Genomic DNA, 16,641 nt, shown 5'->3' on the forward strand with positions numbered 1-16,641 from the left:
CAACAGATGAGTTGAAAATCAGTTGGGGGTTTTAGATATTTGGGCTTGGGGGTGGCACTATTTTATTTTTACTTTTGGTAAAATCTTATCAAGTTTTACCATTTGTTCACGGCCCCACGTACTCTCATCGGTTGCTTCATATTTTTCGAGGAATGTAATGACTTCTTTTGTAATTGGAGTAGGCGTTGAAGCACCTGAAGTAACCCCAACTGTTTCTACTCCTTGTAGCCATTCTAAATCTAATTCGGATAAATCACCGATTCGATATGCCTTTGTTCCGGCAATTTGCTCAGAGACTTGAGCTAAGCGGTTCGAGTTATTACTTTTAGGGTCTCCAACCACAATGACGAGGTCACATTCCTTTGCCTGCTCTGCAACGGCTTCTTGTCGAACTTGAGTCGCTAAGCAAATCTCGTTATGAACTTCTGCACTTGGATAGCGTTCCATTGCCTTTTTCATAATTTCTGATACGTCCCATTGACTCATCGTTGTTTGGTTTGTAATAATGATTTTATCATTATCTAATAATTTAAGTCTTTCTACATCTTCAACGGATTCTACAAGGTGAACGGCCTCTGGTGCTACCCCAATTGCTCCTTCTGGCTCTGGGTGACCTTTTTTTCCAACATAAATGATTTTATAGCCTTCTGCTTCCTTATCCCGAATTAAATCATGAGTTCTCGTTACATCGGGGCATGTGGCATCAACAACAGTTAAGCCTTTTTCTTTAGCAAGTTTTCGAACTTCAGGTGAGACACCATGAGCTGTAAAAATAACGGTACCCTTTTCTACCTTCTTTAAAATTTCAACACGATTCGGACCATCAAGAGAGATAATCCCATCGTTTTCAAATGCATTGGTTACATGTTGATTATGAACGATCATTCCTAAAATATAAATAGGACGTGGTAAATCTAAATTTTGAGCAGCTTGTCTTGCAAGTACCATAGCATCTACAACCCCATAACAATAGCCACGGGGGGAGATTTTAGTCACATTCATGAAAGGACCTCCTATAATGAGAGCCCCTGTTTCAACTGAAACAGGAGCTTGGTTTCCGTCCTATATTATAAAGGAGAGAAGAAAGACTTACAACGAAAATGCTTAGTTTGTATTTGTATTCGTGCTCGCGCTCGCTTTCAATTCAAGCAAGGTAGTGTCTATAAATTCGTAAGCTTGCTCTTCCGTCATGTCATTCATTAAGACAAGCTCACTTGCAATCATTTGGCGTGCCTTTTGTAAATGATTTCGGTCTTGAATATGAAGTCCATTTGCTCGTTCCGCTTGTTTTCTAGAAAGTGAACAAATTAAATGGGCTGCATCAATTATGCTACCACTTTTCAAAAGGTTTTCAGTTTCGCGAGAGAAATGACTTGTAGAAGGCGGAATATCAGGACCATTCTGAAGGGCTTCTATAAGTTCACTCAGGTCTGCCTGATCAATAACCTTACGTAATCCAGAATCATCAATTCGATTTTCTGGGAGCATTAGTTTTACATCCACAAGTGGGAAGTGAAGAATGAAATAAGAGTGTGTTTCCCCTAACACATCCTTTTCTTCAATATCCTGAATAGTTCCAGCACCGTGGTAAGGATAGACTACGTGGTCACCAACTTTAAACATGGGCATTCCTCCAATCGAGTAATACCCTTATTATAACATAAATTTAATCAAAAATAAAATTGTACTATTCAGAGTCGAATGTTGTCAATTAAAAAATCTTAAAAGACGTATATTTTTAAATATAAATTTTCGGAGCGGGTATCCCGTTAAATGTCTCTTTTTTTGAGGGGCGACTTTCAACATTCCTTTCTGCTAGTTGTGTCTCATCTGCGATGGCAACTGGTACGACTGGTTCATCGTTTTCGCTAGAGGGAGTAGTGTCTTCTGATTCAGATTGGTCACTACTTCTCATAATTCTCCAAATTGCAGGCATATTTCTAATAAGGGGTCCGTATTGTTGAACCATTGGTACCACCTGTTGAGTTATCCCAAGCACTCGTTGTGTGTTTTGAAGCATTGAGGCAAAGTTCAGACCAGATAAACCAGTGCTAGCGCCTGGATTTAAACCACCAGTAAATGTAGCTGCTGAACTAGGATTTAAAGCTCCACCGAATAAACGAGCGAGTAGACCACCACCGCCTCGTGCAATTCCAGAACTGCCTTGAGCTAAAGCAGGGTTAAACCCTCCCATCGCATTCATAGGCATTCCTTGAAACATCGAAGGCTGCAGAAATTGCGTAGGTTGCATCGGAAGCGGGCCAAGAGGCGGGCCCATATAATGTTGCATATGAGGTTCTCCTTTCTAGAAATGGTGACAGCGGTGTTTTGGTTGCCAATACTTCATAAAAGTAACTCTCATAAAGGATTGAATTGAAGCAACAAAACCCTGACTGCACTAAGAAAAACACTGCACAGCTTTTCTTAGTAAATTTCCTTTAAGATACCTATATGCCAAGTTCATAAAAAAGGTGCTGTTAACTCAGGATAAGGATATAGATGTGCCTTTCCATCAAATGATTGGAGAAGTAATATATGAGGGTTAGCCTTTATGTTACAATTTATGCTAAAATGAACTATTGCACGACATAGATTCGGACGAAAGTAGGAGTATAAAATGAACTCAGATAATTTTAAGCGGTTTGAACTAAAACCTTTCCTTATTGAAGCATTAGCAAAACAAGGTTTTACATTGCCAACAGAAATTCAAGAACGTTTAATCCCAGCAATCCGTAATGGGAAGGATGTAATCGGTCAATCCCAAACAGGAACGGGAAAAACCCTTTCATTTCTGTTGCCAATTCTTGACCGGATTGAACCAGAAAAAAATGAAGTACAAGCGGTTATAACAGCACCAACGCGTGAACTAGCAACTCAATTATTTAATGAATTAAATAAATTACTCGAACATTGTCCTTCAGAGGCGTTAATTCAAGCCAAGCTTTTAGTTGGCGGGACGGATCGCGCTCGTTCAGCAGATAAATTAAAAGTTCAGCCTCATATTGTTGTTGGGACTGCTGGACGAATTGGTGACTTAATGGAAGATAAAGCGTTACTGGTCTATACTGCAAAGATGCTGGTTATCGATGAAGCAGATCAAATGCTTGATATGGGGTTTATTGCTGATGTCGATAAAGTTGCAGCCCGAATGGCTGAGAATTTGCAAATAATGGTATTCTCTGCAACGATCCCAGAAAAGCTCCAACCATTTTTGAAAAAATACATGAATGACCCAAGACATGTTCATGTTGAACCAAAATATGTAACGGCAACTAAAATAGAGCACCGTATTGTACCACTACGTCATCGGGACAGGCTTTCGTTTGTTGTTGAATTAGCAAAATCCTTAAATCCTTATTTTGCGATCATTTTCACGAATACGAAAGAACAAGCGGATGAGGTGACTAACTCAATGCTTGAAGCTGGATTAAATGTTGAACGGATTCATGGTGGGTTACAGCCGAGAGAGCGTAAGCAAGTGATGAAGCTTGTGCAAGAAGTGAAGATACAGTATTTAGTCGCTACAGATTTGGCTGCTCGTGGCCTTGATGTAAAAGGCGTAACACATATTATAAATTTTGGTTTACCCAAAGATTTAGATTTCTATATTCACCGAGTTGGTCGAACTGGTCGGGCGGGCATGGACGGGATAGCTTACACGATTTATGATTTAGCAGACCAACAATCCATTGAGAAACTAACAAAACGAGGCATTCGATTTACGTATTATGACTTTAAAAAAGGGGAATGGAACAAGTTAGATAAACCTCCAATTGGTCTTCCTGGTAAACGTCGCTCGGTGTCTACTTCTAAAGGCACAGAAAAGAAAGGGACGCCATCCTCTTCAGGAAAAGCTGTTGCAAAACCAAAGAGAGTAAAACCCGCATACAAGAAAAAAGCTCGCTTCAAACAAGCGAAGGAAGCACAACGTCAGCGCCGCATTTCTTCACGGGATAAGAAGTAGCAGGTAAGGGAGAGAGAAACATTGACTGTAAAAATTGGTTCACATGTATCAATGAATGGAAAGAAGATGTTAGAAGGTGCTAGTGAAGAAGCCGCTTCTTACGGGGCATCCACCTTTATGATTTACACGGGGGCTCCCCAAAACACGAGAAGAAAGCCGATTGAGGAATTAAATATTGAAGCAGGTCTAGCTCATATGAAAGCCCATGAAATGAAGGATATTGTCGTGCATGCTCCGTATATAATTAATATTGGGAATACGACAAAACCAGAAACATTTGAACTAGGTGTGAACTTCCTTCGTTCAGAAATTGAACGTACGGAAGCCTTGGGTTCTAAACAAATTGTTCTCCATCCCGGTGCTCATGTTGGGGCCGGGACAGAGGCTGGAATTGCTAAAATTATTGAAGGGTTAAACGAAGTACTTCAAACAAAAAATGATGTACAGATAGCTCTTGAGACCATGGCAGGAAAAGGAACGGAATGTGGTCGTACTTTCGAAGAACTTGCCGCGATAATTGATGGGGTTACACATAATGAGCGGTTATCAGTTTGCTTTGATACGTGTCACACGCATGATGCTGGGTATAATATTGTTGATGACTTTGACGCGGTATTAGACAAATTTGATCGGTTAATCGGAATTAAGCGTCTGAGAGTTCTTCATATTAATGATAGTAAAAATGAGCGCGGGGCATCCAAAGACCGTCATGAGAATATTGGTTTTGGTCATATTGGATTTAAAGCCCTTCACTATATTGTCCATCATCCTCAGCTAAAGGATGTTCCAAAAATTCTTGAAACACCATTTGTTGGAGAAGATAAGAAAGATAAAAGACCTCCATACTATCATGAGATTTTAATGCTAAAAGCTGGAGAGTTTGATGAGACGCTTCGAGACAAAATTTTAGCACTATAAAGAAACTAGATTTGGGAATATTTCCAAATCTAGTTTCTTTTAATGTGTGTTAGAAAATATAGTTAAAAAGCAATGGCTACTAAGGGAGTCGCTCATTGCAAGTGCATGTTCAAAAAAAGGAAACCCCTTTTTGAACATGCACTATTTAGATAATCAATGAATTACGTTAAATAATGACTAAATTGATCCAGAAGTTGAGTCACAACTTTGGATACATATGGGTCAATTTCTGTTTGCAAACGATTAAGTAAGCGGTGAACTTGTTCTTGATTTGCTATATCAATTTTTTCTGAACGGAGAATAGCTACGACGTCATTAGCTTGATCCATTGTGATTGAAACTTTATGCTGAGATGCCAAACTAAGTAAATCTTGGGGTGAAATTGAATTGACCTTTTGATTAATAAGTTGCTGCATGATAGAGTTCATGAAAGCACTCCTTTTTAAAAATCAAGATGCTACATTCTATGAAATCACGGAGAAATTTGTGCGAAAAAAAAGGAAATGAACAACAATCCTCGAATATCACTTAGAAGGATAGTTTATGTAGGGTTTTGAGTAAAGGTAATTGCAGACTAAACGGTTTGAGGAAAAGCATTGATGGGAGGGGCTTTATGGATAAGAGACAGATAATTGAACAAGCTGCCCCTAAAGGGAGAAGTACAATGTCAGTAAACTCGATTTTACCGGTAAATAAAGAAAATATTCAATCGATATTGTCCAACGAAAATTCGTCGACAACCGATGAACTTACATATTATATTGAAGAGCTAGGGATACCATTCCTAAAAGTAGACAGTCAAATGAATGTAGTAAATTGGAGTCTTTCTGTATTTGACTTATTGGATGTAAGTGAGGAAGTATTTTCCAGTAACAGTACTTTAGGTGAATTAGAACAACACTCTTCTCAGTTTACTGTCATTAGAAATAGTATGGAGGTAGCCTTTCAAACAAATAGTGTTCAGGAAGGTCTAATTGAAGAGGAGGATTCTCTCATTCGTATTCGTACACTTCCTACACTAAATGGAAATGCCGCATACGTTATGTTGGAAGACCGTTCCTTACAAAAGCAATTTGAAAATCTTTTAACGTTTCATCATCAAATGGAAGCGGTATCTCATATTGCAGCGGGCGTGGCTCATGAATTAAGAAATCCACTTTCAGTTATAAAAGGATTTTTACAACTAGCAAAGTTAACAAATGACTTTCAGAAATATTACGATACCATATTGTCCGAGTTAAATAGAATGAATGGAATTATTGAAGACTTTTTATCTGTATCAAGAAAAAAAATCGATAGAAAACCCCAGTCTCCAAGTGAAATTATGGAGTCATTAATGGAAATTATGAAGTCAGAATGTTTGTTGCACAATGTGGAATTTACTGTTGATGTGAAACAAACGTCAGCTTTCGTACATGTAAATGAATCAATGATTAAACAAGTGATGTTAAATTTACTTCGAAATTCGGTTGAGGCATTTGGTAAACTGAATACAAATCGTTGTTTTTGGATAGAGACAGAGGTTGATGAAACAGAATATTATATTCACGTTCATGATAATGGTAAGGGGATACCCGAGGAAGTGCTAAATCAATTAGGGAAACCCTTTTTTACCACGAAGGAAAAAGGAACAGGAATAGGAATACCCCTTTGTAAAAAAATTATAGAAAATCATGGTGGTACGTTTCAAATTAAAAGCAAATATAATGTAGGAACAACTGTTAGTCTTTCATTACCATTATTCAAGTAAAAAGGTCTTTGCAGGTGCAGAGGCTTTTTTTATGTGCTTCACTGGAGGTGAATTGCTTTTTGGAATTGCATCAGAGACAATTTTCTTATTTACAAACGAAATATGAACAGCTATAATTGCACAAATGAACAAAGGTTTCCTTAGGGCAACTCTTGTTCTCTAGTGCTATTTTTCACCTATTTCATATGATAACCATAAAATAAATATTGAAAATATATTTGTGTCCACGTAATAAGTCTATAAATCTAATTAAAAGTTGCCTGCGGGCAAAATATTTTGTCGAATGCAATTATAGAAAATGGAGGAGGACATCAATGAGTAAGATTGTTGAGGTAAATCAATTATCTGTTTTTTACGAAAATCATCAAGCAATAAAAAATGTGAGTTTCGCAGTGGAGACACCTAGTTTAGTAGGCATAATTGGACCAAATGGGGCAGGCTTTAGTAAAAGCAATTCTCGGCTTAGAAAAATCTAAGGGGAAGGTTGAGGTGCTGTAACAGAATATAAAGAATGTCCGTCATAGAATTTCCTATGTTCCCCAACGAAATCAAATAGATTGGGATTTTCCTGTCCTTGTTGAAGATGTTGTTTTAATGGGCCGCTATAACCGCATTCCCTGGTATAAACGTGCTAGTAATCGAGACAGGGCTGTCGTTCAGGAGTCTTTAGAAAAGGTAGGGATGCTTGATTTTCGAAAAAAGCAAATTGGGGAGCTGTCTGGAGGTCAACAGCAACGAGTATTTATCGCTAGAGCTTTAACTCAGGAAGCTGATATTTTCTTCTTAGATGAACCATTCGTTGGAATAGATGTCACCTCCGAAGAAATCATCATAAATTTGTTACGCAAATTGCGTAGTGAAGATAAGACGGTGTTTGTCGTCCACCACGATTTGAGTAAAGTTGAGCAATATTTTGACAATTTGATTTTAATCAATAAAGAGTTAATCAAGTTCGGTCAAGTTGAGCAAGTATACAAACCAGATATTTTATCAGAAACATATAAAGGTAATATGACATTCTTTGGACAAAAAGATGAGGTAATGGTGGTGAATAGTTAATGAATAATATTTCTTTTTTTCTAGACCAAGTCTTTCAATATTCTTATTTACAGCAAGGATTAATTGCTGCGATTTTGGTAGGAATTATTTGTGGAGTAATTGGTTGCTTTATTATTTTAAGAGGAATGGCATTAATGGGAGATGCGATTTCCCATGCTGTTCTTCCAGGTGTGGTCATTGCTTATATGCTTGGGACGCACTTTTTTGTTGGCGCGGTTATCACGGGAGTTTTAACCGCTTTATCAATTGGCTATGTCGCACAAAACAGTCGGATTAAAGACGATTCAGCAATTGGGATTATGTTCACAGCCGCGTTCGCATTAGGTATTGTGCTCATAACTGGCTTAAGAGGAACTGGGGTAGATTTATGGCATATTCTGTTTGGAAATGTTCTCGCTGTTTCAAGAACAGATTTATGGGTCACGCTCGGAATTGGCGCGTTTGTCTTAATCGTAATTTTTATTTTTTACAGACCGTTACTTATTAGTACGTTTGATCCGATAATGGCAAAGGCTACAGGAATTCCAGTAAATCTTATTCATTATGTTTTAATGTTGCTGCTCTCACTTGTTACCGTTGCTTCATTGAAAACCGTGGGAATTGTATTAGTGGTTGCAATGTTAATCACACCTGGGGCAACGGCTTACTTATTAACAGACAGATTACCAATTATGCTATCACTTTCAGCACTATTTGGTGTAGTATCAGCAATCGTTGGAATTTACTTTTCCGTCATTTACGATGTGGCATCGGGAGCGTCAATTGTATTAGTTGCTTCCTTCATGTTTGGGTTAGCTTTCTTCTTTTCACCAAAGCAGGGGATTATTACAAGATATATTCGGGCAAGGCGTGTACAAAATGAACCATCATAATCCACTCTTTAAGAGGGCACTGAAAATCGTACCATTTTCAGTGCCCTTGAAGCAATGAGCAGACGCACAACATGTGGAGAGGTTGCCGCTTGCTCAAAAACCTTTTTCATTTCTTAATCCTCTTCATGATTAAGATGGCGACTAACCATTTCATAAAACTGAAGTTGGCTTTGAATGGGTTGTTCAAAGGGAGGTCTTTCTACATAATGATAGGTTCCATCAGAACTTTGCTCACGAGCTTTCATATTGTCTTTAAGAGAAATATCTAATATATGTCGGATTCGTTTTTTAATGGTTTCATCAAAAATTGGAAATAGGATTTCAATCCGTTTCTCCATATTTCGAGTCATCCAATCCGCGGATGAAAAGAATAATTTTTCTTTACCACCGTCATAAAAATAAAAAATTCGGCTGTGTTCCAAAAATCTGTCCACAATACTTCGTACAATAATATTTTCACTAACACCACGTATGCCAGGACGTAAGCAACAAATACCACGAACAATCAAGTCTATTTTCACCCCAGCTTGAGATGCTTCGTAGAGTTTTAAAATGATAGGTTTATCGGTAAGTGAGTTCATTTTTGCGATAATATAACCGTTTCCATGCTTTTTATGGCTCTCGATTTCTTCTTCGATTAAATCGAGGAAACGAGCTCGAATTTCGAACGGAGCTGTTGAAAGATGGTGACGTTTAGGCTCCTCGCTGTACCCGCTAAGATGATTAAAGAAATTGGTTGCATCAATTCCAAACAGCTCATCTGCTGTTAATAAGCCCATATCCGTATAAAGCTTAGCTGTTGAATCATTATAATTTCCTGTACCAAGATGTACAAAGCGTTGAATTTGATCTCGTTCGTGTCTGACGATAAGGGTAATCTTACTATGAGTCTTTAATGAAGTAATTCCATAAATAACATGGACACCAGATTTTTCAAGTTTTTTGGCCCATTGAATATTATTTTCTTCGTCAAATCTAGCTTTTAATTCAACTAAAACAGTCACTTGTTTACCTTTTTCAGCAGCGCGCCCTAGAGAATCAATAATTGGCGAATCACCACTTACTCGGTAGAGCGTTTGTTTAATTGCGAGTACATTTGGATCATCTGCCGCTTGTGAAATAAAATCAACAACAGGTTGAAATGATTCGTAAGGATGATGAAATAATAAATCACGTTTTAAAATTGCCTCGAAAATATTTTCTTCATCTAGTAAATCCTCAGGTGGTTGAGGAATAAGTGTCTCATTGGCGAGATGTTCATATTCCTCGGATAACTGTCCGTATAACCGGAACAAGAATGTTAAATCAATTGGACCATTTAAAGAATAAACGTCGCCCTTATGAATTTCTAGGACGTCGAGAAGTAGGTTTAAAACGTTTTGATCCATCAGTCCATCTTGCATTTCAAGACGAACTGCGGCTCCCCATCTGCGCTTTTTCAATTCCTTTTCAATCTCACGAAGCAAATCTCGAGCGCCTTCTTCATGAAGTGTCATATCTGCATTTCGTGTAATTCGAAAAGGGGAAACGGATTTAACATAATATCCAGCGAATAAACTTTGAATAAAATGACTAATGACATTTTCAAGTAAAATAAATTGTTCTTTTCCTACTGGTGAAGGTAGTTTAATATACCTTGTCAAAACAGCTGGAACTTGTACAATTGCTAGACGGTCCTTTTCCATTTCCATTTGTGGTCGCAGAACAACAGCTAAATTTAAGCTCTTATTTAAGAGCATCGGAAACGGGCGGTAGGCATCAATTGCCATTGGGGTAAGAACAGGGAAAATATAATGATTGAAACGATGTTCAAGAAACTCCAGTTGTTCAGAGGTTAATTCCTCAACGGAAAGAAATTGGATCCCCTCTTGATTAAGCATTGGCAGGAGCGTCTCTGAATAGACATTATCTTGGAGACGAACTAATCGTTGATTCCCTTCACTGATTTTCGAGAGTTGCTGCTTTGGCGTAAACCCCGCCTTATTTTCTGGTTTGTTAAACCCTGCTTTGACTTGGTCTTTTAATCCAGCAACACGCACCATGAAAAATTCATCTAAATTCGAGCTGAAAATCGCCAAAAACTTCAAACGCTCCAGAAGAGGATTCCGTTCATCGATTGCTTCTTCAAGGACGCGTTCGTTAAAAGCAAGCCAACTTAACTCACGATTGTTATAGTAGGCCGGATTGTTTAAATCGATTAATTCAGTTGTGTTAGAGTTAGTATGCATAAGAGACACCTTCTTTCGATCAATGATTTCTCTCTTTACATTTTATCAGCCCAATGTAAATTTTATGTTAAGATTTTATGCTTTGAAGGCTGAATTTTTTTAAAAGAAAATTGTATTGGACACTTTATTGCTTTTTCTAGATGTTTTTTATGTCTGAGAGTTTGCAATTCTTCAAAATGTGAATCTTCTTGAACATAGAATGGAATAATCCACTCGTCTCCACATTGTTTGGCTTGTCCAATTCCTGAAATCACTTTTCTCCGTGAATAATCAAGACTATAAGCTATCTTCATTATTGCCCCTAAAAATTCATAAAACTTTAATTGTTTCTTTTTCAGAAGCTTTGAGAAAGGGAGAGCATTTTGCTGTAGTTGATTTTTTGAACGGAAGGAAGAAATAAAGGCTATCGCTAATCGCTCTTCATGTGAAATTCCTTCAATCGTCATATTAGTTAATAAATAAAACGTATTTTGACTACTGGCTTCATTATTTATAAATTCACCTATGTATAAAACACGTGCACTCGACTTAAGTAAATGCTTTGCTTCTTCAGGAGAGTGCTCGATGCGACATGCAGACTTGAATTGTTCATAGAGCTGTGATGCAAGAAGGGAAATATGATTAACTTGACTTAAACTTACTTCATAATTATGTGATAGCTGATAAAAACTCTCCTCGACCACGTTTGGGAACCGATTTGTTTCCATTGGTTGCAGAAGTTTCTCATAAAATAATCCATCACGAAGACCTTTTCTACTCATAATAAATGAGTTTGTTCCAACAAGTTCAGTTAACGAAGTAATGACTTGGGAAGCAGGAATAATAATATCTGCCCGGTCTTTAGATAACCCATCAATATTTTGGCGTTCTTCGAATGAAGAAACCTTCAATTGCTCATTAATTTCTTTGAGATCTGCTGTTGGAATTTCATATTGATGCATTCCAGCAAGAGGATAGTCCAATTTTCGTTGATGAATAAGTGAAAGATTTCTTGCACTTCCTCCAATTCCAATTACGGGATATTCTTCGTGTGATGTAAGCCAAGATAACGTTCGTATTTCACCTATAATAAATTTTTCTAACATCATCATTTCTTCTTCTGTAGGTTGTTCACCTTGAATAAATTGGTTTTGTAGAGTGATTGCCCCAAAAGGGAAACTGTGGTAATGCAGAAGTTCACGGTTTTTAAAAAGTGTGATTTCTGTACTGCCTCCACCAATATCAACAGTGATGCCATTTTTAATACTCATGGAATTAACGATAGCTAAATACCCGTAAAATGCTTCTTCTTTCTCAGAAAGTACCCGAATGGAGAAACCAACTTTACGTTTAATGTGCTCAAGTATTTCTTTTTGATTGCTTGCTTTTCTAAATGCAGCTGTTGCCACAGCCATTACATCTCTCACACGGTGATAGGTAATCACATGTTTAAAACGGTGGAGTGTTTCAACTATAATATCGCGGCCTTTTGGTGTTAATTGACCTTGGTTGTTAATATGAGAACTTAGTCTAGCAACAGTTTTAAAGTTATATAACTCTTTATAGCATCCATTACTGTCAATAAAGTTAATGACTAGCCGTACTGAATTTGAACCAATGTCAATGATAGCGAAACGTTTTTGATTCATAAAAAGGTCACATCCTTTTATATATATTAGGTATTATTGTACAGCTTCTTCCTCAAACTTGCACCAATCGAAAGGGTGGACAGAAAAGAAAAATCTATTATAATTAGTTCATATGCAATAAATCGTAATCATTCTTAGTTTGATTTTAACTGTTTGAAAGAGAGTAGGGATTTAATATGGAGATAGAGGAACAACAATATATCGTTGAAATAAACCAGGTTTCATATCAATATAGTTCAAGGAATGTTCTTGAACAAATTACGATGCCAATAAAGAAGGGGGCATTTCTTGGCCTGGTCGGCCCAAATGGGTCAGGTAAATCAACGCTCATAAAACTTATTTTGGGATTATTGAAGCCAGATAAAGGCACGGTGAAACTCTTCGGAGAGCCTGTAGATAAATTTAGAAGCTGGGATAAAATAGGGTTCGTCTCCCAAAAAGCAAATAGTTTTAATTCGGGTTTTCCTGCGACTGTATTTGAAGTGGTCTCGATGGGGTTATATGGAAAGGTTGGCTTATTTCGTTTCTTAACGAAAAGGCATAAAGAAAAGGTAAAGGAAGTTATCGAGAGTGTTGGTATGGGGGAATTCATTCATCAAAACATAGGCGAACTCTCGGGAGGTCAGCAACAAAGGGTTTTTATTGCAAGAGCACTTGTTAGCGATCCTGAATTGCTTATTTTAGATGAACCGACAGTTGGTGTTGATGTTTCGAGTGTGCGAAATTTCTATGATATGCTGAGTAAACTTAATAAGATTAACGGAATTACTTTATTGCTTGTCACGCATGACATGGGTGCGATGACCGACCATGTAACAGATGTTGCTTGCTTAAATAAACATTTACATTTTCACGGCAATTCAAAGGAATTTGAGGATAATAAAGACTTGTCTGAATTTTATGGCCATGATGTTCACATGCTGACACATAACCATAGTCACGGGGGCCATTAATATGTTAGATGCCTTTTTTCATTATGAATTTTTACAAAATGCACTTTTTACTGGAATGATGATTGGCTTATTGGCTCCAATGCTAGGAGTCTTTTTAGTTGTGAGACGGATGTCGTTAATCGCAGATGCACTATCACATATTACGTTAGCTGGTATTGCGGCAAGCTTACTATTGTCTAAACAAGTTGCCTTTTTGCAAGGATTAAACCCTTTATATTTAGGGATTATATTTTCAGTAAGTGGCTCTTTGTTTATTGAGAAGCTTCGAGCTGTGTATAAACACTATAAAGAAATTGCCATCCCAATTATTCTGTCTGCTGGGATTGGTTTGGGTGTTGTGTTTATTTCTCTTGCTGACGGTTTTAATACCGACCTTTTTAATTATCTATTCGGAAGTGTAATCGCAGTTAGTCGCTCTGACTTGTGGACCATTTTAATTATTACCGTCCTTGTGTTAACTGTCCTTATGTTATTTTATAAAGAATTATTCTTTCTATCATTTGATGAAGAACAAGCAGTTGTGTCTGGAATAAATCGTCGACTTATTCATTTTGTATTTATTGTCATGGTGGCTCTCGTTATTGCTGCTTCAATGAGAATTGTTGGGATTCTTCTTGTTTCCTCTTTAATGACTTTACCTGTCGCAGCAGCGATGAGGCTTTCTAGAGGATTCAAGCAAATGTTTATATATTCAATCATATTTGGAGAATTATCGGTTATTGGTGGACTAATTGCAGCCTACCACCTTGATTTAGCTCCAGGTGGTACAATTGTTATTCTGGCTGTTCTCTTTTTATTAGGCGCCATTTATTATGGGAAATTACGACGGTACTTCAATACTCGAACTTTGAGGTCAGATTCTTAGACTAGGACTGCTTCGTTGTTTCTTTAGTAGGTCTCATGTAAAATGTAAGAAAGCAAGTGAACGGAGGGCGCAGAGACATGAATGTTGCTGGAGCATTAGAGCGCATGAAAGAAAAAGGTTATAAGTATACAGGTAAACGTGAGGATATGTTACGTTTGTTTGCTGATGAAAAACGCTATATTTCAGCGAAAGACGTTTTAGAAAACATGCAAGGTGATTATCCTGGATTAAGTTTTGATACCATTTATAGAAATTTATCACTCTTCGTTGAATTAGGTATTCTTGAAACAACCGAACTTGAGGGCGAAAAACGTTTTCGGTTTCAGTGTTCAACAACGCAACACCATCATCATTTAATTTGTTTAGATTGTGGTAAGACAAAACATATTCATAGTTGCCCAATGGATGGCATTCATGAGCAGTTTCCTGATTTTGATGTGATAGGTCATAAGTTTGAAATTTATGGTAAATGTGAACAGTGTCGGGATTAAAACATATTTTTAACTTTATTGACGTGTTGTCTCGTACAAAAGTGAGGAGACGTGGATAGTGAGGTATAATGAACCGTTTGATGATGATAAAATGACAGAGGTTCAGTTTCAAGCAATGGTGTCAGTTACCATTTATAAACTCGAAAAAAATAATGCCTCCAAATATCTCACTAAATTTCTAAAAGATGTGTACACTGAGATGAAGAAGCTTGAAATCTCATCTAAAGATAGCTTAAGCAAAGATGATGATTCTCTTTTTGATAGTGCAGCTGCAAATTTGAAAATTCCTTCAGGAGCGTATAAGGCATTCTATGAACAGGCTGAGACACAAATGGAAGTAATGCTACGTAAAAGGACTTAACAGAGAGACTCTCCAATATTTTTCATGAGTGTTTATGATATTTTGCCATACCCTATTTATAGGGAGGGGTGACGAGATGGCAAAACCAGTCGTTAAATGTAATGTTGCAAATTGCACCTATTGGGGAGACGGGAACCACTGTCAAGCGGATTCCATCCTAGTTGAAATTGATGCTCATGCAAACATAGATTTTTCTATGGAAGCTGGAGAAGAGCCTTACGGAAAAGCTGAGCATAAAGATAAGGTTGATCATCGAGTCGAAACGTGTTGTCATACATTCCGCCCGAAAATATAATAGAAAGAGACTGGCAATTAGCCAGTCTCTTTCTATATTAAGACGTTGTTTCCATCATCCATTGATCAACCCAAGCCTTTGCTTCTTTCCAACTATATGAACGTATCACATTGTTTGGAGCTGGTAGACGATTGTATGGGGTATCCATTAAAATAACCGGAATATTAAATTCCTCTGCAATTGCGACGGCATTATCATGTTTGTCCTCAAAGAATATATCAATATTATGCGTGCGAACTGCCTCGAGTTTATCATGTTTTCCGACTAACTCAATGTGTTGAAAGGGTAGCTGTTTAGATGCAAACCAGTTCTTTGTTCGTTCTGCGTGATGCTCTCTTCGAGCTGTAATGTATATTAAATCGTGTTGCTTCTTCCAATCGTGTAAGATTGCCTCAGCGAAGGGGGCTAGTTCAGCCTGTTCATAAATCATCCCTTCATACTTTCCCATCCAATCCCAGAATTCAACCTCTGTAATGTTCAATACAGAGGTTAAATCATATTCAGTTAAATCTTCTAATGTTAACGTACGCTTGAAATGCTTATTTAAGTGTGGAACAAATGTATTAGGATCTGTCACTGTTCCATCGATATCTAAGCCAAATCGTTTTCTAACAGACATATCTTCACCTCTGATGTTAAAATCATACCTTCTACAATACAGGAAAATAGATGTTAGGTCTAGGCTGTTTCCTAAACAAGAAAACATTGACTCCTATAAAATTCGTATTTTGCTTCATACTATTACTGCTCCCCGAAACAAAAGAAAGTGAGGGATTCGTATGGCAGATGACCGAGATCCGAACAAAGAACCCATTCGGTTAGTTGACGATGAAGATCGTTCTCTAACCTTTGTGGACACACATGTTGATAATGGTGATGTAAACACAAGACTTAACACAGAAGAAGTTAACTCTGATGAAGCTGCTTTCCAAGAGGAAACAGCTGCTGAGTATGCCTCTGTTAATGGATTGAATGCGGCACGCCCATTCGATACCCAAGTGGAAGAACGTGAAACAAGTGCAATGAATGAGGATAATGTGACAGCGGGGCGTGGTATCGGAACATTTTCCCTTGTTCTATCAATTTTATCCTTGTTTTTCTTACCAGTACTTCTAGGAGCTGCTGGGATTGTCGTAGGCTTTGTATCACGTCGTTATGGTGCCACCGCGCTCGGAAACTGGGCGATTGGAATTGGGGCAATTTCGATACTCATGACCGTCTTTTTCTCACCGTTCTTTTAACGGAATGAGAGGGGAG

17 protein-coding genes and 1 pseudogene are annotated in these 16,641 nt (G+C 37.6%); 11 read left to right on the top strand and 7 right to left on the bottom strand.

The annotated features are described in order from the left end of the window. Window positions 1-57 precede the first annotated feature (57 nt). The 3 genes from CEF19_RS14880 to vrrA all read right to left on the bottom strand — a co-directional run bounded on the left by CEF19_RS14880 (window position 58) and on the right by vrrA (window position 2,290). Complete coding sequence (locus CEF19_RS14880; RefSeq protein WP_100406774.1) at window positions 58-1,002, bottom strand: 4-hydroxy-3-methylbut-2-enyl diphosphate reductase; 945 nt, start codon at window positions 1,000-1,002, stop codon at window positions 58-60. Window positions 1,003-1,104: 102 nt separating this feature from the next. Beyond that, the gene (locus tag CEF19_RS14885; protein WP_100406775.1) at window positions 1,105-1,623 is read right to left on the bottom strand and encodes a CarD family transcriptional regulator; all 519 of its coding nucleotides are present in this window, start codon (window positions 1,621-1,623) and stop codon (window positions 1,105-1,107) included. A 115-nt stretch (window positions 1,624-1,738) separates the two neighbouring features. Further along, complete coding sequence (gene vrrA / locus CEF19_RS14890; RefSeq protein ID WP_100406776.1) at window positions 1,739-2,290, bottom strand: VrrA/YqfQ family protein; 552 nt, start codon at window positions 2,288-2,290, stop codon at window positions 1,739-1,741. Window positions 2,291-2,617: 327 nt separating this feature from the next. Between vrrA and CEF19_RS14895 the strand changes: the two genes are divergently transcribed. Both CEF19_RS14895 and CEF19_RS14900 read left to right on the top strand, forming a co-directional pair. After that, window positions 2,618-3,964, top strand: a complete 1,347-nt coding sequence (locus CEF19_RS14895) for a DEAD/DEAH box helicase (protein ID WP_100406777.1) — start codon at window positions 2,618-2,620, stop codon at window positions 3,962-3,964. Window positions 3,965-3,985: 21 nt separating this feature from the next. Continuing rightward, window positions 3,986-4,882, top strand: coding sequence for a deoxyribonuclease IV (locus tag CEF19_RS14900; protein WP_100406778.1), 897 nt, complete (start codon window positions 3,986-3,988; stop codon window positions 4,880-4,882). A gap of 161 nt (window positions 4,883-5,043) precedes the next feature. Here the strand turns inward: CEF19_RS14900 and CEF19_RS14905 are convergent, their stop codons facing one another. Then, the gene (locus CEF19_RS14905; protein ID WP_100406779.1) at window positions 5,044-5,310 is read right to left on the bottom strand and encodes a DUF2624 family protein; all 267 of its coding nucleotides are present in this window, start codon (window positions 5,308-5,310) and stop codon (window positions 5,044-5,046) included. Between the two features lie 185 nt (window positions 5,311-5,495). Between CEF19_RS14905 and CEF19_RS14910 the strand changes: the two genes are divergently transcribed. The 3 genes and pseudogenes from CEF19_RS14910 (at window position 5,496) to CEF19_RS14920 (ending at window position 8,563) form a co-directional block, all read left to right on the top strand. After that, the gene (locus tag CEF19_RS14910; RefSeq protein WP_100406780.1) at window positions 5,496-6,632 is read left to right on the top strand and encodes a sensor histidine kinase; all 1,137 of its coding nucleotides are present in this window, start codon (window positions 5,496-5,498) and stop codon (window positions 6,630-6,632) included. 314 nt (window positions 6,633-6,946) lie between these two features. Further along, window positions 6,947-7,691 (top strand): annotated as a pseudogene (locus CEF19_RS14915) (metal ABC transporter ATP-binding protein). After that, window positions 7,691-8,563, top strand: coding sequence for a metal ABC transporter permease (locus tag CEF19_RS14920; RefSeq protein WP_100406781.1), 873 nt, complete (start codon window positions 7,691-7,693; stop codon window positions 8,561-8,563). The pseudogene CEF19_RS14915 and the gene CEF19_RS14920 overlap by 1 nt, the downstream one beginning before the upstream one ends. Before the next feature lie 113 nt (window positions 8,564-8,676). Here the strand turns inward: CEF19_RS14920 and CEF19_RS14925 are convergent, their stop codons facing one another. Together CEF19_RS14925 and ppx are read right to left on the bottom strand one after the other, a co-directional pair. Continuing rightward, the gene (locus CEF19_RS14925; protein WP_100406782.1) at window positions 8,677-10,791 is read right to left on the bottom strand and encodes an RNA degradosome polyphosphate kinase; all 2,115 of its coding nucleotides are present in this window, start codon (window positions 10,789-10,791) and stop codon (window positions 8,677-8,679) included. Window positions 10,792-10,853: 62 nt separating this feature from the next. Then, entirely contained in the window at window positions 10,854-12,419 is a 1,566-nt protein-coding gene (gene ppx / locus CEF19_RS14930) for an exopolyphosphatase (RefSeq protein ID WP_100406783.1), read from the bottom strand. A gap of 176 nt (window positions 12,420-12,595) precedes the next feature. Between ppx and CEF19_RS14935 the strand changes: the two genes are divergently transcribed. The 5 genes from CEF19_RS14935 to CEF19_RS14955 all read left to right on the top strand — a co-directional run bounded on the left by CEF19_RS14935 (window position 12,596) and on the right by CEF19_RS14955 (window position 15,384). Then, window positions 12,596-13,372 carry a metal ABC transporter ATP-binding protein gene (locus tag CEF19_RS14935; protein ID WP_100406784.1) on the top strand — a complete coding sequence of 259 codons (777 nt, stop codon included), beginning with the start codon at window positions 12,596-12,598 and terminating at the stop codon, window positions 13,370-13,372. A gap of 1 nt (window position 13,373) precedes the next feature. Further along, window positions 13,374-14,237: a metal ABC transporter permease gene (locus CEF19_RS14940; RefSeq protein WP_100406785.1), complete on the top strand. Its 864-nt coding sequence runs from the start codon at window positions 13,374-13,376 to the stop codon at window positions 14,235-14,237. 77 nt (window positions 14,238-14,314) lie between these two features. Then, complete coding sequence (locus CEF19_RS14945; RefSeq protein WP_100406786.1) at window positions 14,315-14,728, top strand: Fur family transcriptional regulator; 414 nt, start codon at window positions 14,315-14,317, stop codon at window positions 14,726-14,728. 58 nt (window positions 14,729-14,786) lie between these two features. Next, entirely contained in the window at window positions 14,787-15,089 is a 303-nt protein-coding gene (locus tag CEF19_RS14950) for a hypothetical protein (protein WP_100406787.1), read from the top strand. Between the two features lie 76 nt (window positions 15,090-15,165). Continuing rightward, window positions 15,166-15,384 carry a DUF1540 domain-containing protein gene (locus CEF19_RS14955; RefSeq protein WP_100406788.1) on the top strand — a complete coding sequence of 73 codons (219 nt, stop codon included), beginning with the start codon at window positions 15,166-15,168 and terminating at the stop codon, window positions 15,382-15,384. Between the two features lie 37 nt (window positions 15,385-15,421). On the opposite strand, the gene CEF19_RS14960 is transcribed toward CEF19_RS14955, so the two are convergent. Beyond that, on the bottom strand, window positions 15,422-16,003 hold the full coding sequence (locus CEF19_RS14960; protein ID WP_100406789.1) for a 5' nucleotidase, NT5C type: 582 nt from the start codon (window positions 16,001-16,003) through the stop codon (window positions 15,422-15,424). Between the two features lie 160 nt (window positions 16,004-16,163). Here CEF19_RS14960 and CEF19_RS14965 point away from each other — a divergent pair, with 160 nt between their 5' ends. After that, window positions 16,164-16,625, top strand: a complete 462-nt coding sequence (locus CEF19_RS14965) for a DUF4190 domain-containing protein (RefSeq protein ID WP_100406790.1) — start codon at window positions 16,164-16,166, stop codon at window positions 16,623-16,625. Window positions 16,626-16,641 lie beyond the last annotated feature (16 nt).

The organism is Bacillus solitudinis (genome assembly GCF_002797395.1).
Classification (GTDB): Bacteria; Bacillota; Bacilli; order Bacillales; family Bacillaceae_D; genus Halalkalibacter_A; species Halalkalibacter_A solitudinis.